21 protein-coding genes are annotated in these 23433 nt (G+C 53.4%); 14 read left to right on the forward strand and 7 right to left on the reverse strand.

The genetic code is table 11. The features are described from left to right. The first annotated feature begins 29 nt into the window (after nucleotides 1–29). Nucleotides 30–605, forward strand: a complete 576-nt coding sequence (locus IPQ00_11210) for an HD domain-containing protein (protein MBL0241124.1) — start codon at nucleotides 30–32, stop codon at nucleotides 603–605. Between the two features lie 18 nt (nucleotides 606–623). After that, entirely contained in the window at nucleotides 624–1556 is a 933-nt protein-coding gene (locus IPQ00_11215) for a hypothetical protein (GenBank protein MBL0241125.1), read from the forward strand. On the opposite strand, the gene IPQ00_11220 is transcribed toward IPQ00_11215, so the two are convergent. The 4 genes from IPQ00_11220 to IPQ00_11235 all read right to left on the reverse strand — a co-directional run bounded on the left by IPQ00_11220 (nucleotide 1553) and on the right by IPQ00_11235 (nucleotide 5033). Further along, nucleotides 1553–2833 (reverse strand): MFS transporter, encoded by a 1281-nt coding sequence (locus IPQ00_11220; protein MBL0241126.1) that lies wholly within the window; start codon nucleotides 2831–2833, stop codon nucleotides 1553–1555. The two genes, IPQ00_11215 and IPQ00_11220, sit on opposite strands and share 4 nt — an antisense overlap. Nucleotides 2834–2895: 62 nt before the next feature. Further along, on the reverse strand, nucleotides 2896–3690 hold the full coding sequence (locus IPQ00_11225; protein MBL0241127.1) for an enoyl-CoA hydratase/isomerase family protein: 795 nt from the start codon (nucleotides 3688–3690) through the stop codon (nucleotides 2896–2898). A 53-nt stretch (nucleotides 3691–3743) separates the two neighbouring features. Further along, entirely contained in the window at nucleotides 3744–4022 is a 279-nt protein-coding gene (locus IPQ00_11230; GenBank protein MBL0241128.1) for a zinc-ribbon domain containing protein, read from the reverse strand. Between the two features lie 66 nt (nucleotides 4023–4088). After that, the gene (locus IPQ00_11235) at nucleotides 4089–5033 is read right to left on the reverse strand and encodes a histone deacetylase (protein MBL0241129.1); all 945 of its coding nucleotides are present in this window, start codon (nucleotides 5031–5033) and stop codon (nucleotides 4089–4091) included. Between the two features lie 125 nt (nucleotides 5034–5158). Here IPQ00_11235 and IPQ00_11240 point away from each other — a divergent pair, with 125 nt between their 5' ends. From IPQ00_11240 to IPQ00_11265, 6 genes are read left to right on the forward strand one after another with little or no spacing between them, the layout of a single operon-like run. Next, complete coding sequence (locus IPQ00_11240) at nucleotides 5159–6106, forward strand: 4-hydroxyproline epimerase (protein ID MBL0241130.1); 948 nt, start codon at nucleotides 5159–5161, stop codon at nucleotides 6104–6106. Continuing rightward, on the forward strand, nucleotides 6103–7218 hold the full coding sequence (locus IPQ00_11245; GenBank protein MBL0241131.1) for an FAD-binding oxidoreductase: 1116 nt from the start codon (nucleotides 6103–6105) through the stop codon (nucleotides 7216–7218). The genes IPQ00_11240 and IPQ00_11245 overlap by 4 nt, the downstream gene beginning before the upstream one ends. After that, on the forward strand, nucleotides 7215–7454 hold the full coding sequence (locus IPQ00_11250) for a (2Fe-2S)-binding protein (GenBank protein MBL0241132.1): 240 nt from the start codon (nucleotides 7215–7217) through the stop codon (nucleotides 7452–7454). The genes IPQ00_11245 and IPQ00_11250 overlap by 4 nt, the downstream gene beginning before the upstream one ends. Then, entirely contained in the window at nucleotides 7447–8685 is a 1239-nt protein-coding gene (locus IPQ00_11255) for an FAD-dependent oxidoreductase (GenBank protein MBL0241133.1), read from the forward strand. Before IPQ00_11250 ends, IPQ00_11255 begins: the two co-directional genes overlap by 8 nt. Further along, nucleotides 8682–9575 (forward strand): dihydrodipicolinate synthase family protein, encoded by an 894-nt coding sequence (locus IPQ00_11260; GenBank protein MBL0241134.1) that lies wholly within the window; start codon nucleotides 8682–8684, stop codon nucleotides 9573–9575. Before IPQ00_11255 ends, IPQ00_11260 begins: the two co-directional genes overlap by 4 nt. A 49-nt stretch (nucleotides 9576–9624) precedes the next feature. Beyond that, nucleotides 9625–11205, forward strand: a complete 1581-nt coding sequence (locus tag IPQ00_11265) for an aldehyde dehydrogenase (NADP(+)) (GenBank protein MBL0241135.1) — start codon at nucleotides 9625–9627, stop codon at nucleotides 11203–11205. On the opposite strand, the gene IPQ00_11270 is transcribed toward IPQ00_11265, so the two are convergent. Beyond that, nucleotides 11206–11622: a VOC family protein gene (locus IPQ00_11270; GenBank protein ID MBL0241136.1), complete on the reverse strand. Its 417-nt coding sequence runs from the start codon at nucleotides 11620–11622 to the stop codon at nucleotides 11206–11208. 73 nt (nucleotides 11623–11695) lie between these two features. Here IPQ00_11270 and IPQ00_11275 point away from each other — a divergent pair, with 73 nt between their 5' ends. The 6 genes from IPQ00_11275 (at nucleotide 11696) to IPQ00_11300 (ending at nucleotide 17631) form a co-directional block, all read left to right on the forward strand. Next, the gene (locus IPQ00_11275) at nucleotides 11696–12877 is read left to right on the forward strand and encodes an SAM-dependent methyltransferase (GenBank protein ID MBL0241137.1); all 1182 of its coding nucleotides are present in this window, start codon (nucleotides 11696–11698) and stop codon (nucleotides 12875–12877) included. Between the two features lie 228 nt (nucleotides 12878–13105). Continuing rightward, complete coding sequence (gene rpmE, locus IPQ00_11280; GenBank protein MBL0241138.1) at nucleotides 13106–13327, forward strand: 50S ribosomal protein L31; 222 nt, start codon at nucleotides 13106–13108, stop codon at nucleotides 13325–13327. Nucleotides 13328–13573: 246 nt separating this feature from the next. Then, on the forward strand, nucleotides 13574–14728 hold the full coding sequence (locus IPQ00_11285; protein MBL0241139.1) for a DUF1385 domain-containing protein: 1155 nt from the start codon (nucleotides 13574–13576) through the stop codon (nucleotides 14726–14728). Between the two features lie 31 nt (nucleotides 14729–14759). Further along, complete coding sequence (gene prfA, locus IPQ00_11290) at nucleotides 14760–15836, forward strand: peptide chain release factor 1 (protein MBL0241140.1); 1077 nt, start codon at nucleotides 14760–14762, stop codon at nucleotides 15834–15836. Nucleotides 15837–15868: 32 nt separating this feature from the next. Beyond that, nucleotides 15869–16525: a histidine phosphatase family protein gene (locus tag IPQ00_11295; GenBank protein MBL0241141.1), complete on the forward strand. Its 657-nt coding sequence runs from the start codon at nucleotides 15869–15871 to the stop codon at nucleotides 16523–16525. 77 nt (nucleotides 16526–16602) lie between these two features. Continuing rightward, nucleotides 16603–17631 (forward strand): tetratricopeptide repeat protein, encoded by a 1029-nt coding sequence (locus IPQ00_11300; protein ID MBL0241142.1) that lies wholly within the window; start codon nucleotides 16603–16605, stop codon nucleotides 17629–17631. A gap of 66 nt (nucleotides 17632–17697) precedes the next feature. On the opposite strand, the gene IPQ00_11305 is transcribed toward IPQ00_11300, so the two are convergent. Then, nucleotides 17698–21429 carry a TonB-dependent receptor gene (locus IPQ00_11305; protein ID MBL0241143.1) on the reverse strand — a complete coding sequence of 1244 codons (3732 nt, stop codon included), beginning with the start codon at nucleotides 21427–21429 and terminating at the stop codon, nucleotides 17698–17700. Between the two features lie 439 nt (nucleotides 21430–21868). Then, on the reverse strand, nucleotides 21869–22804 hold the full coding sequence (locus IPQ00_11310; protein MBL0241144.1) for an FAD-dependent oxidoreductase: 936 nt from the start codon (nucleotides 22802–22804) through the stop codon (nucleotides 21869–21871). Nucleotides 22805–23433: the final 629 nt, after the last annotated feature.

Below are 23433 nucleotides of genomic sequence, written 5' to 3' on the forward strand. Positions count from 1 at the left end.
ATTCGAATCGAAAGCACGAAACTAATTGAATGCAGAGTGCTCCGGCGGAAAACCCGAAGATCGAAGAGAAATTACTAAAAGTTTCGTCCGAAATGGATACCTTTGAGGGCTACGCCGAGACGCACGCCCAGCGTATGGCGTCGCTTGCCGACTCGATCGCTGTCACGCTAAATGTCGAACCTCACGACCGGACGCTTTTGCGGCAGGCGGTGCTGATACACGACATCGGCGAGGTCCAGATGGGCAGAGAATATATCTCCGCATCGAGGCCTCTGACCGACGATGAGCGGGTCGACCTCCAACGGCATCCGGTCATCGGCGAGCAAGCAGCATCCAAATTGGAGCTATCAAGGGCGGCTCAGTTGGTCGTCAGGTGGCACCACGAATGGTGGTGCGGGGCGGGCTACCCGGACGCTCTGACCGGCGAAGAAATTCCGCTCGCGGCCCGCATACTGAGAGTTGCGGACACCTACGCAGCACTGGTCACTTCGCGGCCGTTCAGGCCGGCGATGTCGCAGGAAGAAGCACGACAATATATGGTCGAATGGGCCGGGATCGAATTTGATCCGGCGGTCATCAAAGCGTTTCTCACCCCAAGATCGTAATTGCAGCAGATACCTATTATGCAGGCTCAACACAAAGTCTCGCCCAGATCGTGGCTCGCGTTTGAATTGAACGTACTTCGCCGCGCCAAATTCACTTCGGCGGTACTGCCGTTCACATCGAATCCGGCGTTGGGTGCGTATCTAAAGCGTTGGAACGTCCGGGTTGCTGCCAACGATCCGACAATATCCTCCTCAACTAAGGCCGAAGCAAGCATTGCCAACAACGAAGTCCAACTGACTCCGGATGATGTCGACGCCGTGTTAGAGGACGCGTACGTTCCGGGCTACAAATTAAAAAATCCGAGCCTGTCGGCTTGGTTTTCTGAAACCGACGCGTGGTGGTTTGACAATGTTCATGGCCGCATCGCGTCGCTATCGTCGCCTACAGCACGGGCGATCGCCGGCAGCATTGCGATCGCGGCGGGGCAATACGTGATGTCATTTACCGAAAATGATCGCGAATTTCGCCAACCGCTCTCGCAGGCGTTCCGCCGATTATGGTCGATCCAGCCCAAGCCGTTCGACAACCATTCGCGGAACACCGCTTCGAATAAGTCGCCGGATGATTTTGTTGCTGAGTGCTTCGCCGACCTGCTTTTTCTGCGGCTGCCATCCGCCCACGGTCAGACGACCAGGGCATTTATGGGACGAAATGCGTGGGCCGAAGAGTGGCTCCGCGGAGGAAATGAGTTTTGGAATGACTTTGAGTCCTCAATGACCGGGCGACTCGGTGCCCCGACCGAAACAAAGTCGCAATACCTGCGACTCGTCGATGAGTTGCTGCGCAAGGCTTCGCATATCGAACACTGGGCCATTGCCCATGTCGAGACCGGCTTTATAACGACTCAGGACATTGTCGATACGATCTCCAAGATACGGCGCGTCGACACCGTCTATACTAAGGATTTCTCTGAACTTTCCGGCACCAAAGCGGTCATTATCACCGCCTAATTGACGGTGGTCGGTTCCGGATGTTCGCCCGACTGGCGAATGAACCAAACAACGCCCGCAAGCGCCGAAAGTACGCCGGAAATGACTGTCAGCGTCTGCGGCGTAATGTAGTACATCAGTTCGCCCGCCGCAAAACTGGAGAGCCCGAATACGGTCATTTCAGCGCCGCGATCGAGTGTCGAGATCCGGCCACGCATCTGATCCGGCAAACTACGTTGGAACATCGTCTCTTGGACGGCGTACTCGACCCCAACGATCGCCCTTGAAATAAAGGCAACGAACGCAAAATACCAGAGCGTTGGCATCAGTGCCCCAAACGAAAAGACCACTCCGTGAACGATCAGTGTCCATCCGATAAAGGCTCGGTTGCGCTTTCTGCGGTCGAGGTACGCCGACGTACGGTGTGCTATCAGCATCCCGAAAGCTAGTCCCAGGCCGGTCGCAAACCAAAGTGCTCCGACCGCGGCATCCGGATTCCATCCCTCACGCGAGGCAAAGTACACGCCGCCAAGTCGCTCATAAATGATGTTGATCGAACCGCCGCCCGCCGCCCAAATTACGTTCATTATCAGGATCGTAGCCGCGAATCGGTTGGTCAGAGCGTATTTGACACCTTCGCGCAGTTCGGCCATAAAAGGCTCACGATTGGCTTTTGACGCCATTCGCCCTGCAGTTTCTTCGTCCCGGGTCGCCTCCTCAGGTATCAGCCACACGGAGTATGCGGATGCAATAAACGAAACTGCGTTGATGACGAACGCCGCCTTGTAACCCAGATACGCGGCGGCCCATCCGCCTAATGCTGAACCGACCGCCATCAGCAAAAACCGCGTCGAAAAAAGTAGAGCGGTACCGGCCAGTAGACCCTCTTTGCCCGTCAAATTTGGAGCGGCGGCATTTTTGGCTCCGTCGAAAAATGCTCCAAATGTGTGTAATAAGATCGTGGCAAGATACGCTATCCAGAGATCCTCGGGGCTCGTGACCAGCAGAAACGCCAGGGCGATCAGGCCGCGGGCCAGATCCGTCGCGATCATCACCTGCCGCCGTGAAAAGCGGTCAACGAACGTCCCCGCGATCGGCGACATAATCGCAAAAGGGATGAGCCTCGCGACAAAAAACAATCCGGCCGCCGTCGGTGACGCATCCGAAACGTAGCGCACCAACCCTAGCCCGGCAATAAAATTAAACCAGTTACCGAGTTCGGAAATGAATTGTCCGGCAAGTAGATTGCGGAAATTGCGATTCCCTCTGATCAATTCGCCATAGGTGAGCGATCGCATTTATTTAGGATAGACGTAGAAATCGAATTTGTCAGAGTTTTTAGCTCAGAATCGGCTTAATTCTATTTACCCTGGAAATCGGCCGGGCGCTTTTCGAAAAATGCGGTGACGCCTTCGCGAAAGTCGTCGGCACGACCTGATTCGAGCTGACATTCGTGTTCGAGAGCGAGTTGAGCGTCAAGATCATTCGAATACGATGCGTTCAGCATTCGTTTGATCCGGCCGATCGACCCGGTCGGGCCGGCCGCGAGTTTGGCGGCGAGGGCATGGGCCTCGTCCAATAAACTTTCGTCCGCCACAACTCGATTTATCATACCGATCTGCAGAGCACGGGCGGCATCGACAGTGCCGCCGAGCATAAATAGCTCCGCCGCAAGCTTTTCGCCTACAGCCCGTGGCAAAAAGAATGTGCCCCCGCAGTCGGGCGAAAGCCCTATGCGAACAAATGCCTCGTTAAACGTTGCATTATCGGCCGCGACGATCAGGTCACAAGCAAGCGCAAAGTTGGTTCCTGCTCCCGCACAAACGCCGTTTACGGCCGCAATAAATGGGACCGGAGTCTCGCGTATAAATTTGATAACGCCGTGAAGTGCAGCCAGCGGATCCTCGAGAAACGCCTCAATGCGGCCTTCCCTTTGCCACATAGACTGCATTTCCCGCAGATCGCCGCCTGAGCAAAATGCCCGCCCGTTCCCCGTCAAAACTACCGCTCTTGCACGGTCGTCCGCGGCTTTGCGGCACGCGGCCAGCAGGTCGACGGTCAATTGCAACGAGAGCGCGTTGAGTGCCTCGGGCCGATTCAACGTAACGGTCGCGACGCGGCCGTCAAAAGCGTAATCTACGGTCTCAAATCCCATACTAGTTGAATGTTATTGATCAATATCGCTGTCGGAAAGGCCGCCAATGCCGATCAATGGCGGTTGCGCGAGCGGCTTGCTTCGTGACATTCCCGGCATAGTACAGAACGTCCTACCTTTGGCTGAAACGGCACCTGATCGTGCTTGCCGCAATGATCGCATACGATGTCGAACTTACTTGGAGCGTCAACCCGTTGCGCCGACTTCTTAGATCTGCACGCCGTGCAGCGTTGCGGCGGCATCATATTGCGTTGGTAAAAAATATCCTGATCTTTCTCAGAAAAAACAAATATCTCTCGGCATTGGATACAAGGAATTTGGATGTCCGGCACGGCATTGCCCCCTTCTCAATTGGTCAAAATGTTGATGTGAGGCAAGTTTAGCATATTCCATATTCATTATGAACGGCTGAGTTCAGCGACGTGATTCCGCACGGTCTCACCAATAGTCGAGAGATTGTAACCACCCTCGAGACACGATACGACGCGGCCGCCGCAAACGTCGTCCGCCCATTGCATTACAGAGGCGGTCATCGAAACAAAGTCACTATCTTCCAGCCGAAGTTGACCGAGCGGATCGGTCAAATGGCCGTCAAACCCGGCTGAGATAAATATCAGATCAGGCGTGAATCGCCTCGATATATCCTCGAGTGCACCGTCAAACATTCTTCGCTGTTCCTCTGCTTGAGTATTAGCTTTGACCGGTACATTTAGTGTTGATCCCAGGCCCCGCCCGTGACCGGTCTCACCGCGTGCCCCGGTCCCGGGATACCACGGATATTGGTGCATCGAAAAGAAATGGACGGTCGGTTCGACGTAGAATATTCCCTGCGTCCCATTGCCATGATGCACGTCCCAATCGATGATCGCGACACGTTCGACGTCTTTGTAATTATTTTGAGCGTACCTTGCGGCGACAGCGACATTGTTGAATATGCAAAACCCCATTGAGTGTTCTCCGGTTGCGTGATGCCCGGGCGGCCTGGCGGCCACAAACGCGTTGCGTGCTACGCCTTGCATCACAGCATCGACAGCGGCACACGCTCCGCCGGCGGCAAACAGCGAGGCATCGAACGACTTCATCGAGATGGTCGTATCGGCATCGAGGCGGTCGAGGCCGTTTTCGACCGCGCCCTCGACACGCTTGAAATGTTGTGCGGTATGCACGGCCTGGATCAAGCCTTTCGATGCCTTTTCCGGTGTGATCTCGGCCAGGCTTTTCCACAGCTCGGTGTCGCCGCGCAGTGCTTCCATAATCGCGGTGTATCGCTGCGGCGTTTCCGGATGCCCGGGGCCGGTATCGTGTTTTTGGTAGATCGGATGATGGATCAATGCGGTTTTCATATCAGAATTGAACCTCAGATTAACATAATTTCACTCGGATCAGCCCGATCAGAAGGTCCATTTTTGACCTTGTCCGCCTTACGTTTTATCTGTCCGCGTTTCAATGGTATATTTCGATTGATGTTATGTCAGACACACCAAGTAATAGGTTGACTGCGATCGACTCTCACACGGGCGGCGAACCGACCCGCGTGGTGATCGGCGGCTTTCCTTCGTTGGGCAGTGGGTCGATGGCTGATCGACTCGAGATATTTCGCCGCGATCACGATCATCTTAGATCGGCAGTCGTCTGCGAACCCCGCGGACACGATGCGGTAGTCGGTGCGCTGCTCTGCGATCCGGTCGATCCACGTGCGGCGGCGGGCGTTATCTATTTTAACAACGTCGGATATCTCGGGATGTGCGGTCACGGCACGATCGGGCTCATCAAGACACTCGAACATTTGGGCAAGATCTCATTCGGTACACATCTGATCGAAACCCCCGCCGGTGCGGTCGAGGCAACTCTGAACCGCGACGAATCGGTCACTATCACCAATGTTGCAAGCTATCGTCACGCCAAAGACGTTGCAGTAGATGTTCCCGACTTTGGACCCGTTACGGGCGATATCGCATATGGCGGCAACTGGTTCTTTCTGATCGGCGACCATCACCTATCGGTCGAACCATCACATCTTGCACCCCTTACTGATTTCGCCGTCGCGGTGCGAAACGCCCTCACCGCCGCCGGCATCACCGGTGCTGACGGTGCCGACATCGATCATATTGAGCTTTTTGCCCCAAGCCCGAACGCCGACAGCCGGAATTTCGTACTCTGTCCCGGCCTCGAATATGATCGCTCCCCGTGCGGAACCGGAACGAGTGCCAAACTCGCCTGTCTGTACGCCGACGGCAAACTCCGGGAGGGCGACGTGTGGCGACAGGAAAGCCTGGTCGGCAGCATTTTCGAAGGCAGTGTCAAACTCGTTGGGGATGTGATCATTCCGATCATCAGCGGGACGGCACACGTCACAGCCGAGCTCGAACTCATTCTGGATGCGGCCGATCCGTATCGCTACGGTATCGGCCGATGACCACATTTGACGTTGCTATCGTCGGTGCGGGTATCGTCGGTGCCGCTTGTGCCGCGAGTCTCGCGGCCGAGGGATTAAAGGTCGCCGTGATCGAATCACGCGGCGTCGCCTCGGGCACGACATCTGCCGGAATGGGTCATATCGTCGTGATGGACGATAGCGAAGCTCAATTTGCTCTGACGCGATATTCACAAGCTCTCTGGAACGCTCTCGAACCTAAACTCCCCGGATCTGCCGAATTTGAACACTGCGGAACGATCTGGGTGGCGGCCGATGATGATGAAATGCAAGAGGTGCGTCGAAAGCACGAGTTTTACGCCGAACGAGGCATCGCATCGGAAATACTTGACGAGCATTCACTGCGGGCGGCCGAACCGAACCTTCGCCAAGGCCTCGCCGGGGGGTTGCTTGTCAAAAGTGATAGTGTTGTCTACCAACCTCGGGCAACCCGTTATTTGATCGAAAGTGCGACGGCGAGCGGAGCCGAATTAAAAATCGGCGCGCGCGCAATGGGTATTTCGAGTCGCGGCGTTAAGCTCGAAAACGGCGATCTTATCGCGGCCCGCAACGTCGTGAACGCGGCAGGAATTGCAGCAGGAGAATTTTCACCGGGCCTTGCCATCGCAAAGCGAAAGGGCCATCTCGCGATCACCGAACGCTATCCGGGCTTTGCTCGGCACCAACTCGTCGAACTCGGCTATCTCAAATCCGCTCACGGCACTGGAGCGGACTCGGTCGCATTCAATGCGCAGCCACGAGGCACCGGCCAAATCCTGCTTGGTTCGTCACGTCAATTCGGGGCCGACGACGGAGCGATCGACCACAATATTCTGCGGCGAATGACCGAGCGGGCATTTGAATATATGCCGAACCTTCACTCTCTATCGGTGACGCGGGTTTGGACCGGATTTAGGCCGGCCACACCTGATAACTTACCGTACATCGGTAAGTTGGCCGCGAACAATAATGTATTTATTGCCGCCGGTCACGAAGGCTTGGGCATCACGACCTCGCTCGGGACGGCCGCATTGATCACCGATGCGATACTCGGCCGCGAATCATTGATACCGATCGAACCGTACTCGCCGGCGAGGACATTCGAAGAACATTGATCACATTAACGATAAATAATGAACCGATTTCCGTCGCCGATGGCACGACAGTAGCCGCGGCGATCTTCATCATCGGTACCGACACATTTCGGCGTTCTGTTCGCGGCAAATTTCGCGGACCGATGTGCGGAATGGGCGTTTGCTTTGAATGTCGTGTGACGATCGATGGCGTGTCGCTCCAACGCAGTTGTAATATTCTAGCCGCCGATGGGATGGAGGTTTTGACCGATGGCTAGGCTTTCGACCGAGATACTCATTGTCGGCGGCGGCCCGGCAGGCCTTTCTGCCGCGTTGTCGGCGGCGGCCGGTGCGGCCGTCACGATCATCGATGATAATGCCACGCTCGGCGGTCAGATCTGGCGAGCGGAACTTGGAAAGACGGGGTCCCCGGCAGCAAAGCAGATCATCGACGCGGTCGACTCCGGCGAAATCGCCGTAGTTAATTCTGCCCAGGTCTTTGCCTCGAGTGGCGATCGAACTCTGATCGCACAGACTCCCAAAGGCTGCACTGAGATCGAATTTCAAAAACTAATTATCGCCACCGGGGCACGCGAACGATTTCTCCCGTTTCCGGGCTGGACCTTGCCGAATGTGTTTGGCGCGGGAGGTTTGCAGGCATTGGCCAAGGGCGGTTTACCGGTAAAGGGCAAGCGGATCGTTGTCTCCGGAACCGGCCCTCTGCTGATCGCGGTCGCCGAATACTTAAAGGCCAAGGGTGCAAAGGTCGCCGCGGTCGTTGAACAGACGTCAGCGGCCAAACTACGCCGCTTCGGTATCGGACTCTGGAGTGCACCATCAAAGTTAGTTCAAGCCGCGGTATTAAAAGCGAGGCTACTGGATGTGCCGTATCTGACCGATTGTTGGGTAACTGCCGCAAATGGCGTGGATCGACTAGCGAGCGTAACGCTGTCTCGCCGCGGGCGCACTTGGGATGTCGAATGCGATATGCTGGCGTGTGGATTTCATCTTGTGCCAAATACCGAGTTGGCGGCATTGCTCGGATGTGGCATCAGCAACGGACTGGTTTCGGTCGATGAATTTCAGCGATCTTCGCTCGAGGATATTTATTGCGTTGGCGAACCGACCGGCATCGCCGGACTCGAGTCGTCACTCGTCGAGGGCAGCATCGCGGGATGTGCCGCTTCCGGAGATATTGATAAAGCGCGGCGGCAATTCGCTAAACGTGACAGGGCACGGCGGTTTGGCGATGGACTCAATAACGCCTTTGCACTTCGCGATGAGCTCAAAACACTTGCCGATCTTAACACCATCGTCTGTCGCTGTGAGGATGTGTCTTATGGAACTTTAACTGAATTTAGAAATACCGCCGACGCAAAATTACAGACCAGATGCGGAATGGGTGCGTGTCAGGGCCGTATTTGCGGTGCGGCAAATGAGTTTTTATTCGGATGGCGTCCCGGCACCGTGCGCCCACCGATATTTCCGGTTAAAATGGAGAATCTATGAATATAAATTGGACGGGCGTAATGCCTGCGATCACCACCTGCTTCGACGATAATCTAAACATTGACCACGAATTTACTGCGCGTCACGTCAGTTGGTTGGTCGATCACGGCTGTACGGGCATCGTTACCAACGGTTCGATCGGCGAGGGCGGCACATTCACACTCGACGAAAAGGTCGCTCTGTGGAAGACGTGCGTTTCGTCAGTTGGCGACCGCGTCCCGATAGTGGCCGCCATCGCGTCGATGACGACCGCAGATGCGATCGCCCAGGCCAAATCTGCCGAGGCCGCAGGATGCCGCGGATTGATGGTGCTGCCGCCCTATATCTATCGCGGAGACTGGCGGGAGATGAAACAGCATATATCGCAGATCGTAAACTCGACACCGCTCTCGTGTATGCTTTACAACAATCCGGTGGCGTACGGAACAGACTTTCTACCCGAACAAATGGCGGAACTTGCCGGTGAACTGCCAAATCTACACTCGGTCAAGGAATCGTCGACGGACGTCCGCCGAGTGACCGCGATCCGAGCGTTATGCGGCGATCGGCTCAAGATATTCGTAGGTGTTGACGATGTAATTGTTGAAGGGATCAATGCCGGAGCCTCAGGCTGGATCGCCGGTGTTGTCGGTGCATTCCCCAAAGAGTCGGTCGATCTTTATAATTATGCGATGAATGGCGAAACGGAAAAGGCAAGAGAACTTTATGAGTGGCTTCTGCCATTGCTCCGGCTCGACACTGTCCCAAAATTTGTCCAATTGATCAAGCTGATTCAGGAAAGGGTCGGTTGGGGCAGCACCCGCGTCCGCCCGCCTCGCCTCGCTCTTATGGGCGCGGAGCTCGACGAGACATTGGCGATCATTGACCACGCATTAGCGACACGCCCGTAAGCGTTTGTGGAATCGCGCACGGAATAAGGGGCATCTCTTCAAACTGAATATGACTATTCAACTCACAGGCCGTTCGATCATCGGTTTTAACCGCGGCAACGCGACGGCAGACACATTTCGGGCATTCGACCCGACTACCGGTGACGCCATCGAGCCACCGTTTTCTTCGGCCACGCCGGACGAACTGGATCGGGCCGCGCATCTTGCGGAAATGGCTCGCATTCCATACGCCAAGGTCTCCGGCACGGACAAGGCTCGATTTCTGCGTGCGATCGCGGACAACATAGAGGCTCTCGGCGATGCTCTCATTGAGCGGGCGTCGCTTGAGACATCCTTACCAAATGCCCGATTTATTGGCGAACGCGGTCGCACTTGCTCGCAACTGCGGATGTTCGCAGACGTTTTGGACGAAGGTTCGTGGGTAGATGCGAGGATCGACAACGCGATGCCCGACCGCGAACCTCTGCCCAAGCCTGATATTCGCTCAATGTTGCGGCCCATCGGCACCGTCGCTGTGTTTTGTGCCAGCAACTTTCCGCTCGCTTACTCTGTCGCCGGCGGCGATACCGCATCCGCACTCGCTGCCGGATGCCCGGTGATCGTGAACGCCCATATCGCCCACCCCGGCACTGCCGAGTTGGTGGGATCGGCTATCTCAAAGGCGGTGCGTGAGTGCGAAATGCCGGAAGGCGTTTTCAGTCTGCTATTTTCGAGCGGTTACGATATTGGTCAGGCGTTGGTCAAGCATCCGTCGGTCAAGGCTGTCGGATTTACAGGTTCACGCCGCGGCGGACGTGCCCTTATGGACATCGCTGCCGCCCGGCCCGAGCCCATCCCGATCTATACTGAGATGAGCTCGGTGAATCCCACATTTATCCTGCCGAGTGCCATACGGGAACGCGGTGACGCCATCGCTGCTGGCCTTCACGCGGCGGTCGTAGGCGGCGTCGGACAGTTTTGTACCAAACCGGGCCTCGTATTTTTACCGACCGGCGATACGGCGGATCGTTTCATCGACAATTTTAACCAAATGATCGAGTCGACCGAGCCGGCACCGCTCTTGACCTCCGGCATCTGTTCCGCCTACGCGTCTGCTAGCCGAAAGCGAAAGGATGACGTCACTGGTTTTGCATTTAACAACAAATCGGACATCGAGGGCTTTGCCGTCAATCCGTCGGCATTTGAGGTTTCGGGTGACGATTTCCTCAATGATCCGAGCCTGAACGACGAGATCTTCGGCCCGACGACCTTGCTTATCCGTTCGAGCGAGCACGACGAATTGCTCCGTATCGCCCACTCGCTCGAGGGACAATTGACCGCATCGATACACGGCGATGACCAGGACCTGCTTGATCACGCCGATCTCGTCGCGGTCCTCGAGACCAAGGTTGGCCGACTGATCTTCAACGGATTTTCGACCGGTGTCGAGGTTTGTCCGTCGATGGTCCACGGTGGGCCATATCCGGCAACGTCGGATGGCCGTTCGACTGCGGTCGGATCACGCGCGATCACGCGATTTGCACGTTTGGTGTGCTACCAGAATTTCCCTGCAGCCGCATTGCCTGCGGAGTTGAGAGACGGCAATCCACTCGGGATCTCGCGGATGGTCGACGGCAAAGCGGCGAGCTAGTTATTTTGCGAATATCTGCGAGAGATCGGCAAAGGATTTGAATTCCAAGGCGTTTCCGCTCGGGTCCAGAAAGAACATTGTTGCCTGTTCACCCACCTCGCCCGCAAATCTGATCTTGGGTTCGATCACGAACTCAACGTCCTTTGACGACAGATCGGCGGCTAACGCGACCCATTGATCCATCGGTAATATCACTCCAAAGTGCGGGACCGGCACATTGTCACGGTCAACATCATTCGTCGATCGAACGCCCGTCTGTCCGGGCGCGAGATGGGCGACGATCTGATGGCCAAAGAGGTCAAAATCAACCCACTGATCAGTACTGCGGCCTTCGGTACAGCCCAAAACGCCCAGATAGAACTCTCGTGTCGACGCCAGATCCGATACCGGAAACGCCAAATGAAATGGATTTAGCATAATTTGTCTGAAGTGGAATCCGGCATCAGCGAGATTCAGTTGAAACCGCTCGTTGTGCTAGTCTTTCCCTGTAATGATCGAACATTTGGAAACTTTTATCAGCGAGATCGCAAATAGTATTAAGAAAGGTAGTTTCGTTAAGCTCTCGCTTGCAAATTATAAAGGCTCAGAACCGCATCTGCAAAAGATACTTATTCGTCTGGTCGAGACGAAAAAGGGCGTACGCCTGTACTTTCTGTATCGAAGTGAAACGCGCGACGTCGCCAAAAATTACGATTTCGACCTCGGACTTGGCTTGATCGCCGAGGCTCTTGATGACGGTTTTCGCAGCGGCCACCTTTTCACTTCCGAAGGCGATCTCCAACTCGATATCAGTCACAAAGGCAAGACGCGGCTGAATCGTGCAAAGCCCGTGTTCAAGCAAGCACCTTCGCTTGGCCACGATCGCGAAAAGATCGCTCTTGTTGATTCGAACAGTTTTTACCTCAAGGCACTCGGAATTACCGATGACACGGGCCGGGTCAAGGACAAGCAACAGGATAAATGGCGACAGATAAATAAGTTTGTAGAGGTAGTGGCCAACCTTGTCGCAAAATCCGAACTCAAAGACAAAAAGTCTCTGAGTATCGTCGATATGGGTTCGGGAAAGGGCTACCTGACATTTGCGGCTTACGATCATTTTAGGAACAGCCTGGGCCTCGACGTAACGATCACAGGCATCGACGTCAAGAACGATCTTGTCGATCTCTGCAACGGAGTAGCAAAAGCGTGCGATTTTGACGGCCTGAGTTTTGTTGTTGGTAAGATCGGCGATCTTAACGTAGCCGCACCTGACATTCTGATCGCTCTGCACGCCTGCAATACGGCAACGGATGAGGCTCTTTTCAAGGGCATTTCCGCTAATGCCAGCCTGATCATAGCCGCCCCGTGCTGTCATCAAGAGATCAGGCCGCAGATCACGCCGCCGGCGATGTTTAAGGACGTCTTAAAACACGGTGTGATGTTGGAACGCTGTGCGGAAATGATCACGGATGGGCTCAGATCGCTTCTACTCGAACGAAGCGGATATTCGACTAAGCTATTTGAGTTTGTAAATACCGAGCACACGCCAAAAAACAATATGCTCGCTGCGACACGTCTCGTCGAACCAAAATCGCCGGAGCGTTTCCAACGCCAGATCGACGACATCAAGGAACTATACGGAATTGATCACCAACACCTTGAATCGCTGCTCGACACGAAAATCGCCGTTTAGCCAACGGAAGTTGGAAATATGCCGCCGGACTGTCCCGCCTAAATGTCACGTTGCTTTGCCCGTGTATTGGTAAAGCGTTTTATCGGCCATTATCAGATGCCTCTTTGCAGCATCGATTATTGCGACCCGCTTGAGCTGTCCGGACCTTGACTTGTTGACTGATCTGGCTTACCATTATCGATTGCGTTTAGTCGCACATCGCTTATATACGGCGAAGGAAGTGAGATTATGAAAAAGGAAATTCATCCTAATTACAACGAGATTTCGGTTATCTGTGCTTGCGGTAGCACGTTTCAGACACGCTCCACGATGAGCGAAGATCTCCATATTGAAATTTGTTCAGCCTGTCACCCGTTTTTTACCGGTAAACAGAAGCTAGTTGACACCGCCGGACGCGTCGACCGCTTTAACAAGCGGTACGCTCGCGGAACCGCCGAGGCTGCTAAATAAGACGAGAATTCGATTGAACATCGTAATCTTTAATTATTAGCTCTCTAAAATTTGACGCCGACCTCTAGCGCCGATCGATATGGGTGTGTATTTCACACCACCGATAGGTGAAAAAGGGTCGGCGTTAGTCGTTTATTATGTGTATTAGGCTGCACTCTCTGAGATCGTGGGATAGGGGACAGCACGCCGAACTCTTTCTAATTCAGTAAGCATCTGTTTTGGGACTTGTGCAATCAAATTCGACGTATGAAAAAGAGACTTTCCGCCCGTAAACTTAAATTTCTCCACACGGTATTTGCAATGGAGCGCGACCTCATCGTCGGCGGCCAGGCTGTAATGGAGGGCGTAATGATGCGTACGCCGTCAGCGTACGCGATCGCGTGTCGTCGTCAGGACGGCACGATCGTCACAACGGCCGAAACGCTGCCGAAGTGGAGCGATAAGTACAAATGGCTGAACACGCCCGTACTACGCGGTGGAGCGACGTTGATTCAATCGATGGCACTCGGCGTCAAGGCACTAAATTTCTCGGCAAGGATCTACGAAGAAGACCTGGCCGCAAAGGAAGAAGCCGAAAAAGTTAAGGTCGGTGATCCGGCAGTGGCACTGGTCGATGGCGCAATGGATGAGCAGTTTCTGAAAGCTCCGGTCAAGGTCATTATGCCGGAGCGAAAGGCCGAAAAGGCCAAGAAAGCCGGTCAATCGGCAAGTGCTGTTGGCTCGATCATATTTGCTCTGCTTTTCAACGTATTGCTATTCATAGTTGCACCGCTTGTGTTGACGAACGTGCTCTTTATCGCACTTGGATGGGCCGAGGCACCGGTTATCGCCGCGGACGCTACTTGGTTCGCACTTATAAAGGCGTATGTTTGGAAGATCAAGCTTGATTCATTCGGCTCGTGGGTATCGTTTAATCTGATCGACGGATTGATCAGAATGGCGTTTTTCATCTTTATGATCTTTTCGATGTCTTTTCTAAAGGACATCAGGCGAGTCTTCGAGTATCACGGAGCGGAGCATAAGACGGTCTTTACCTGGGAAAAGGGCCTCGACCTTTCGGTTGAGAATGCCACTCAGCAGAAACGTCAGCATCCGCGTTGCGGCACATCGTTTCTGATGGTCGTGATGTTGGTCGCGATCGTACTGTTTTCGGTGATCAACTTTGAGGCCACCTGGCTGAATCTGGTTGTGCGAATTGCTTTAATGCCGCTCGTGGCCGGTTTGTCCTACGAGGTTATCCGTTACGCGGCAAAGAAAGAGTCCGGGCCGATATTTAAGTTTATGACGTTGCCGGGCCTCTGGCTCCAAAATATCACAACTCAGGAACCGGACGCTGAACAATTGGAAGTTGCCATCAAGGCACTCGACGAATCGTTAAAGCTAGAACCCGAGATCGCGTGACGCGGTACCGATAAGACACCGAGATTGAAATATGTTTGAAAAACTTGCACAGATCGAAAAAAGCTATGACGAACTGACGGACCAGATCTCCCAACCGGAGTTTATGTCCGATATGTCCGTCTATGCCAAGCTGATGAAGCAGCACCGGAGCTTGGGTGAGATCGTCGGCAAATATCGCGAAGTCAGAAAGATGACCGAAGATCTGCAAGGTGCAAAAGACCTTGCCGAACTCGCGGACGACGACGAGATGCGTGAGATGGCCGCCGTCGAGATCGCGGAGATCGAAGATAAATTGCCTGCCGCCGAAGAAGAGCTCAAAATGCTCCTGTTGCCCAAGGATCCGAACGACGAAAAGAACGTAATTCTCGAGATCAGGGCCGGAACCGGCGGTGACGAGGCGACCTTGTTCGCGGCCGAAGTATTGCGAATGTATGCGCGCTATTGTGAGCGTCAAGGCTGGAAAATGGATATTCTCGAGACATCGGATACCGGTGTCGGAGGCATAAAGGATGCGGTCGCGGTCATCGAGGGCGACAACGTATATTCCAAACTTCGCTTCGAGTCCGGCGTGCATCGCGTACAGCGTGTGCCGCAGACCGAGACGCAAGGCCGTATCCATACGTCGGCGATCACGGTTGCCATCCTCCCCGAGGCAGAAGAGGTCGATGTCCAGATCAATCAGAACGATCTCCGGATCGACACTTTCTGCTCATCCGGGCCAGGTGGCCAATCGGTAAACACGACCTATTCGGCGGTCCGAATTACCCATATGCCGAGCGGAGTGGTAGTTTCGATGCAGGACGAAAAATCGCAGATAAAGAATCGTGAAAAAGCGATGCGGGTCTTGCGTGCCCGACTGCAGGAACTCGAGGAGCAAAAGCAGCACGACGCACTCTCAGCAGAGCGTAAATCGATGGTCGGTAGCGGCGACCGTTCGGAAAAGATCCGAACGTATAATTTCAAAGAAAACCGTGTCACCGATCACCGGATCGGCCTTACCGTCCACCAACTTGACCTCGTTATGGAGGGTCAACTCGACGAGTTTATCGAGACACTTCGGACCCATTACCAGACTGAGAAGTTAAAATCAGAAGCTGTCGGCGCGTAAACATCTATTAGATCTCGGACTACCGAACCACGATGCAGCCAACCCGTTTATACTTGATAAGGCACGGACAATCGGCCGGTAACGCCGAAGGGCGTTTCGGCGGTCACGGACCGACGCCGTTGTCAGACCTTGGGCGCCGCCAAGCCGAAATGACTGCAAACATATTGGCAAAGGAGGGCATTGCGGCGATCTATTCGAGCGATCTGCAGCGGGCTGTCGAAACCGCCGAACCGCTTGCGAAATTGCTTGACCTCCCGATACATCAGTCGCCCGCGTTTCGTGAGAGACACGTCGGCGTGCTTGAGGGCCTGACCTTTGACGAGTCCAAGGCCGCGTATCCTAAGGATTATTACGCACTCGTCAATCGAAACATACATCACGTGATCACCAAGGGCGAGAGTTATCGTCATCTGCTCCGGCGGATCACGCTCAAGGTCAATGAGGTAATTCGTGCCCACCAGGGCGAGCGAGTTGCCATCTATTCACACACTGGTGCGATCTGCTTTTTAACGCTCCAACTTTTGGGTGCGATCCATCGCGGCACTCGGCAGACGCCTTGGCTAATAACTTCAAACTGCGGTATCAATCGCTTTGAGATCCGAAATCGCAGCAATATTCGCGTCCTTGCCATCAACGACACCCGCCATTTGGCCGCAATTACCGGCAACGACTCTTTTGCCGCTCGCTGACTTCCCCGCCAAAATCTTGACTTTCACGCCCGATTGAAATCTACTTGCAATTGAACCAAGAGTTCGACGAGGCAAGTATGAATAAGATTACCGTTTCAATTTCGATTTTACTGTTGGTGCTCACCACGGCGTTTACCGCATTCGCCCAGGACGATGAGACCCGTGAGGGCACCGGACTTCCGACTTTGATCGGCGAGAATGCTGAGCGTGGCAATCGGATGAACATTTCCGGCCGCGTCACTCTCCAGGGCACCGACCAGCCCAAGCGAAGGCCTTTGATCGCGGTCTCTGTACTGCTTTCGGGAGCGGTCCTCGAACGTGCAACGACTAATGACAAGGGCTTTTTTAATATCCGCAACGTCCCTAGGGAAACTCTTACGGTCATCGTCGAGGTTGACGGGAATGAGGCGGCGAGACAAGTGGTGGCGCCGTCACCTATGGGAAACGCGAGTCTCCAGATATCCATCCCGTGGCCATCGCTTGCGGCTCCGGCAAAACCGGGCGTAATTTCTGTAGATCAATTATACGAACGCACATCCAATAACCAGACACTATTCAATAAGGCTCTGGAGGCGGCAAAGGGTAGTGAAAGGCTCCAGGCTGTCACACTTTTTAACGAGTTACTGACTGCCGACCCAAAGGATTATCTCGCCTGGACGGAACTCGGCTCCGTATATTTCAAGCACGATGAACTCGATAACGCAGAAGCTTGCTACTTCAAGGCGATCGAGTTGAAACGCGATTATTTTATCGCTTTATTAAATCTCGGAAAGCTATATTTCGGTCGCAAGCAATATGACGATTCGGTTTTAGTGCTTACCAATGCCGTAAAGGCACGCCCCGACTCGGCTGATGCCCACATACTTTTGGCCGAGGCATATCTTCAAACCAAGAAAGGAAACTCGGCGGTCTACCACTACAACGAAGCTCTCAAATTGGCTCCGATCGAAAAAGCTGAAGTGCACTTACGACTTGCCTCGCTGTACGATGCAGCGGGCCTCAAGACAAAAGCATCGGCCGAATACAAATTATTCCTTCAGAAACAGCCTGATTACGTTGAAAAGAACCGCTTGGAAACCTATATCAAAGAAAATCCGCCTAAGTAGTAAGATCAATTGATAAAAAAGAGCCGGGCAAATTGCCCGGCTCTTTTGTTTCGATCAGGTTGAAGTTTAGAAATCATACCTGAAAGCAAATTGCATAATACGTGGCGAATTTGCCATATTGGTGTACCGACCAAACGATTCGTCCGCTGTTGACCCCGTGTAACCTAGTGTTCCGACCGACTGGCCGGCAAAGTACGGAGTGTTTGCGACGTTGAATACATCCCATCGGATCGTCATCTTATGACCTTCTTTCCACGGCATATCAAACGATTTTGATAAGCTCGCATCTAGATTGATCTTCGGCGAAAACCGAAGCGGATTTCGGCTGCCCGTCTCACCCGGATGCGGTGTACGGAAAGCCGCATTAGCATCATCCGGGTTGGCAAACATATTCGGGATGTCACAACCGGTGGTACAACCCGCCGCGGCCGAGTTATAGAATGTGCCGGATTTGACCTTGCGGGTGTTTGTCATATAGCTTCGGATGTTCCAATTAGTCTGCCAACCGGTCGCGTCATAATAGCCGTCAAAAGGATAGCCCGAATCCCATCGAAACACACCGGCCAATGACCATCCGCCGACAAGTGCGTCGACGAACTTATTCATTCCGCCCCACAGCTTTCGGCCCTTACCGACCGGGACATCCCAGACGCCGTTGAAGTTTATCTGATGTCGCAGATCGAAATCCGAGAACGACTTCTGATCATCCAAATTAAATGCATTCAGGACAAACGCCGAACCGAACAATCCACCGGTCTGCAAACCAGATGATTGATCTAACGATTTCGAGTATGTGTAGTTAAAGTCCCAAGTCAAGCCTGCAAGTCGCTGCCGCAAAGATAGCGTCGCACCGTGATAGTCTGACTTACCGACCGTACTGAATGCGGACAATGAGTCATATTGGCCCTGGAAGAAATATCTCGAGCCGGTATAAGAATCAAGTTGCTGCATAAAGTACGTCCAATCTCCGGCACCTGGCTGCGCAAGAAATACAGCTTGTGTGTTGGTCGTTCCGGCAGGTAAACTGAAGGCCGCCGCCAAGCTGCCCGGAGCCCACATATTGTTGTAAAAGGCCAAATTCGGCACCGAACTCAGCGGGGCACCGGCCTGCAGCAATTTGTCGAGTATCGTACCGGCCTCGTTATAGCTCATTCCCGATATAGGATCGCGAATGTCACGAAGCATCATTGCATCACGGCCGATCAGAAGATTTCGTGCAAGTCGCCCGATGTATGCCACATCCATCCATATCTTTCCGGGCAACTTACGTCCATAGCTGATGTTCCAGGTATAGTTGATCGGCGAGACCAGGTTTTGGTCCAAAGAGGTTTCGATCTTTCCCTGTCCCGGGTTGTTGAATGGGGCCGTCTGCGGAAATGACAATCCGGTCGGGACAGTCAAATTCGGCAGATTGCGAATAGTCATATTCGGCCCGGTATATAGCGGAGCCGGATTGTTGGTGATGTTATAGGTATTTACGTTGATCGATGCTTCGGACGCAAAACCAAGAGAATTCGAACCGTCCCAGTTGGTTGCGAGCTGCTGTCCGAAATAGTCATTGGTGATCGCAAAACCGGCTCTGAAAACCGACTCGGAGTCCTTGCCAAACATTTTTGACAAAAATCCTTTGTTAAATTCCGGTGACCATGCGATCGACACTCGAGGTTGGATATTGTTCGTGTCGAGCGGGTACATACTATCGAGCCCGTTCGCCTTACCCGCGAGTCTCACCGACAGCGGCTCTCGGTAATTCTGGCCATTGTTCATCGCGCTGACCGTGTTCTGAAGGTATGTCGACAGCGGGATGCTAGGTACTGTCTCGTAACCCTGCGTTTCAGTTACCGGCATACTTAGGCCGTATCTCACACCCGCCGTTAGAGTAAGATTCGATTTGAGTTTCCAGGTGTCCTGGAAGTAGAAATCGTACTCCTGCGTCTTAAATTCTCGACGAATGCCGGTATTGGCCGGAATCAGTTGTCCCTTTGTATCAAAATTAAAGTTTGCTCCGTACTCGCTCAATCGACCAAGAAGAGCAACCAGTGCTCCCTGTGCCGGAGTGCTCCACGCGGTGCCTGAAATCGTGCGTGGCGAACCGGTAGCAGCAGTGATGAAATTATTGATCGCCGTTCTGGCCGCATTGGCCGGATACGCACTCGGGTTTGTAACGCCGTAATCAAAAGCACGAGCAAAATTCTCACGCGTATTCTTGATCAAACGGATGTTGGTACCGAACTGAAACGAGTGGTTTCCCTTGATCCATGTGAAATCGTCGGTAATATTTTGAGTCGGATTCGTTCGGCTAAACGTACGATTAAATCCCGACGGCTGATAGATGTATCGAAACGTCAACTGCGGCGCATCAGAATCGCCCTGATCGCTGAAGGCGATCCGCGTCAATCCATAACTGAGCCGATTGGTCATATTGCTGTTCAGCAACCAGGTATGGGTCAGAGCCATTCCAAGCGGATGACTCCAGGAATTGGTCGAAGGCGTGTCCGGGAAAAACGACGGGTAACCGGTTATGTCCTGCTGATAATTTCCACGGAATGAAATGACGTGTTTCTGATCCTGTGTAACATTCCAGTCGAGTCGGGCGGTATGAGCATTCTGCTTGACCGGTGTCGACGCGTTGAATCTAAAACCGCCCGAGTTACGGCCGTCGCCCTGTGTGTCATCGTTGACCGGATATCTGGCTGCAGCTTGTGCAAACAGGGTGGTTACCAGCGGATTGACGTCTACCACCGGCAGGCCACTGACGGTCATTGTGTTGATCTGGGCGGCTGTGACATTCCACGATTGACCTGTATTGTCGACAAATTGGATGTTCCCCTGACCCAAACTCGCGGTAGGCACCACCTGGACGACCGATTCGCCCTTGGCTTCTCTCATACCTTCGTAGTTGTAAAAGAAGAATAATCTATCCTTAACGATCGGCCCGCCAAGTCGTCCGCCAAATAGGTTGCGGAGCAATTTAGGGCGTTCGACACCGGCACGGTTATTGAACCAGTCATTGGCCGTGGTTGCGGTATTGCGGTGATATTCGTAAAGAGCACCGCGAAAGTCATTAGAACCGCTCTTGGTTATCAGCGAGATCTGTGCACCCGACGAGCGTCCCTTGCTGGCGTCCGGGTTAAGCGTCGTCACACGAAATTCGTCGACCGAATCGGGATTGACGCGAATGACCGACTCAAATGCACCGGCATTCTGTTGATTATTGACATCGACGCCGTCAAGCGTGATGTTAGCCTGATCAGCACGGCCACCGGCGACCGAACCGTCCGGCGTCACTGCTGCCTGCAAGCTCAGGAGGTTTGCCACGTTACGGCCCTGCAACGGAAGCTGCAGGATCTGGCGGGAAACAAAGTTGTTGCCCAAGCTGGCATCTTGAGTATTAACAATGCTCTCAAGCCCGTCAGCGGACACATTTACGACTTCCGAAACCGCACCGGGCTCAAGCACGGCGTCAAACGATGAGGTTTTATCCACCAGTGCCGACACCTTTGACTGAACGAGTTTCTTAAAGCCATTGGCCTCGATCGATAGCTGATATGTATCAGGTGGAACGCTTGAGAATGAGTAAGCTCCCGAGCTGCTCGTAACTGCCGTTCGGCTATAGCCACGCGACTCGTTGCTCAATTTAACTGTCGCACCGGCGACAACGGCACCTTGCTGATCAGTTACGGTACCCTGGATAATTGCCGAACCCGTCTGCGCGGTCGCAGAGCCGGCCAATACGATCGAGATCACGATCGCACAAATGGCAAGTATTTCCTTGCTCTTGCAAATAGCAAATGTCATAGCTCCTCCTGAGTGTTACTACGTTTTTGTCAAAAATTGTTAATGCAAACTCCTCCGACGCACGTTTCGTGCCGCAAATCGGGGCGTTCTTTCAAGCCTTTATATTCAGCTATTTGGAGGTTCTGGCACGCCGCCGAGTTCACCTTTTCCAATGAGAAAATGAATATGCTTCAAATTCTCGTTGGTCGATACCAGAGTCTCCAATTTCAGTGTTTCAAAAGAGTTGAGGGTAAGTTAACACAAAATATGAAAAATAGAAGTGCTGAGGGAGTGATTTTTCAATTTTTTTTCGACAAAAAGTTGGGCTACGCTCCATTTGTAATCTTCCGTTAGCTCGCGGTGAATCGGACCTTTCACCAGACCTTAAAACTCGGGGTTGATGTTGCTAGATCGTGTTCGTGGACAGCCGTCAGTGTAGGGCATCAGATAAATGTCCGGATCATTGTCCGGCTAACTCCTTATAGAGTGTTTTTATCGCCGTGGCCGCCTGTCCGACCGCGCCCGCGATGGTCGGGGCACTTGGATTGGCTACATCACCGATCGCGAAAATTCGAGAGACCGACGACCGACCTGATCCGTCGGCTATGATATAGCCATTGGACGTCGTTGCTAGATCAACAAATGGTTTCGAGTTTGGTTGAACGCCGATTCGTATCAGTAGATTGTCGATCGCCAAACTTCGTTTCTCGCCGGATGCTTTCAACTCGATATCAACACCCCGGACGGCCTCGTCGCCCGTGACTCCGCGAACTATTGCGCCGAAAATAAATTCAACGTTACCGATCGCTCCCGCGGCGTCAATAAATTGGCCGCGGGCAGAAAATTGGTCACCACGATGTATTACATATATCTGTTTCGCGTGACGACCGAGTATTAACGCATTTTCCAAGGCAGCATCGCCGCCGCCAATGATCGCGACCACGAGTCCCGCCGCCAACACTCCCGTCCCTGCACCCGAATCAAGGATCCCGCGGCCCGCAAACTCCATCTCGCCGGGCACACCGAGTGTTCGCCGTCTGACACCCGTAGCGATCACCACGGACTTTGACTCTATGCTTTCTCCATCTGACAAATTTAGTAGAAATCCATCGTCACTCTTACAGATATTCGCGACGGCACCCTGATGGTGTGCGAACTGCTCGGACCTTACGGTTTGGGCGACAAAGAGATCTGCGAGCTCCGTTCCATTTGCAGTTTCCACCCCCGGATAGTTGGTCACCGGATTGTGGATCTTGTGGAGTTGGCCGCCAAGTTCCGTTTCCTGTTCAATGAGGATCGACCGCAGGCCGAGATCACCGCACCACAATGCCGCGGCAAGCCCACCGGGTCCACCGCCGACAATAGCTACGTCATATGCGTTATTTAGCTTAGTCATAACAATAGGAGTTTGATCGGTCTATTACCTCATTTTGTCAACGAAATGTGACAGATTGTGTCACATCTATTCTAACATCGCCCGCCCCGATCAATCAGAATTTGGATCAGATCGCGGTCGAAAGCCCTATTTTAGGCGTATTTGAGGTAATTAACAAAAGTTTCTTAAGGCCGCCGATGTGGCACTGATTTTGCATTGTTCTTAGCTCGGGATACTAGAGCCTTAATTTGGGGCTGCCAAATCCCACTCTCTAGTTGTCTAAGTTCACTAAGTCACCCAGTGTAAAATATGAGATTAGAAATCGAGCAATCCGTTGATTCTACAACCGTAAATTATTTCCGTCAGCCTGTCGAAGAATCATCTTCGAACGGCATCGACGTCGCCCGTTTGCTAAAGCAAGGTGTCTCCGCTGCCCAAAGCGGTGAGCGAGCGCTCGCCCGAACGCTTCTCTTGAGAGTTACAGAGGCAGACCCTAAGAATACCGATGCGTGGCTCTGGCTAGCCTCGATCAGCGAATACCCCGAAGAGCTTCTGGGATTCCTTGAAAACGTTTTAAGCGTCGATCCGGATAATTTTCGGGCACGTCAATGGAAATCTGCAACACAGTCCCTACTCGCTAAAACATTTGT

The organism is Chloracidobacterium sp. (genome assembly GCA_016720705.1).
Taxonomy (GTDB): Bacteria; Acidobacteriota; Blastocatellia; order Pyrinomonadales; family Pyrinomonadaceae; genus OLB17.

Coding starts and splice junctions, on each gene's coding strand:
- IPQ00_11260 (MBL0241134.1), top strand. CDS start 8,682: ATGAATATAAATTGGACGGGCGTAATGCCTGCGATCACCACCTGCTTC.
- IPQ00_11255 (MBL0241133.1), top strand. CDS start 7,447: ATGGCTAGGCTTTCGACCGAGATACTCATTGTCGGCGGCGGCCCGGCA.
- IPQ00_11235 (MBL0241129.1), bottom strand. CDS start 5,033: ATGAAAACCGCATTGATCCATCATCCGATCTACCAAAAACACGATACC.
- IPQ00_11215 (MBL0241125.1), top strand. CDS start 624: ATGCAGGCTCAACACAAAGTCTCGCCCAGATCGTGGCTCGCGTTTGAA.
- IPQ00_11265 (MBL0241135.1), top strand. CDS start 9,625: ATGACTATTCAACTCACAGGCCGTTCGATCATCGGTTTTAACCGCGGC.
- prfA (MBL0241140.1), top strand. CDS start 14,760: ATGTTTGAAAAACTTGCACAGATCGAAAAAAGCTATGACGAACTGACG.
- IPQ00_11210 (MBL0241124.1), top strand. CDS start 30: ATGCAGAGTGCTCCGGCGGAAAACCCGAAGATCGAAGAGAAATTACTA.
- IPQ00_11240 (MBL0241130.1), top strand. CDS start 5,159: ATGTCAGACACACCAAGTAATAGGTTGACTGCGATCGACTCTCACACG.
- IPQ00_11305 (MBL0241143.1), bottom strand. CDS start 21,429: ATGACATTTGCTATTTGCAAGAGCAAGGAAATACTTGCCATTTGTGCG.
- IPQ00_11275 (MBL0241137.1), top strand. CDS start 11,696: ATGATCGAACATTTGGAAACTTTTATCAGCGAGATCGCAAATAGTATT.
- IPQ00_11285 (MBL0241139.1), top strand. CDS start 13,574: ATGAAAAAGAGACTTTCCGCCCGTAAACTTAAATTTCTCCACACGGTA.
- IPQ00_11295 (MBL0241141.1), top strand. CDS start 15,869: ATGCAGCCAACCCGTTTATACTTGATAAGGCACGGACAATCGGCCGGT.
- IPQ00_11220 (MBL0241126.1), bottom strand. CDS start 2,833: ATGCGATCGCTCACCTATGGCGAATTGATCAGAGGGAATCGCAATTTC.
- IPQ00_11225 (MBL0241127.1), bottom strand. CDS start 3,690: ATGGGATTTGAGACCGTAGATTACGCTTTTGACGGCCGCGTCGCGACC.
- IPQ00_11245 (MBL0241131.1), top strand. CDS start 6,103: ATGACCACATTTGACGTTGCTATCGTCGGTGCGGGTATCGTCGGTGCC.
- IPQ00_11300 (MBL0241142.1), top strand. CDS start 16,603: ATGAATAAGATTACCGTTTCAATTTCGATTTTACTGTTGGTGCTCACC.
- rpmE (MBL0241138.1), top strand. CDS start 13,106: ATGAAAAAGGAAATTCATCCTAATTACAACGAGATTTCGGTTATCTGT.
- IPQ00_11310 (MBL0241144.1), bottom strand. CDS start 22,804: ATGACTAAGCTAAATAACGCATATGACGTAGCTATTGTCGGCGGTGGA.
- IPQ00_11270 (MBL0241136.1), bottom strand. CDS start 11,622: ATGCTAAATCCATTTCATTTGGCGTTTCCGGTATCGGATCTGGCGTCG.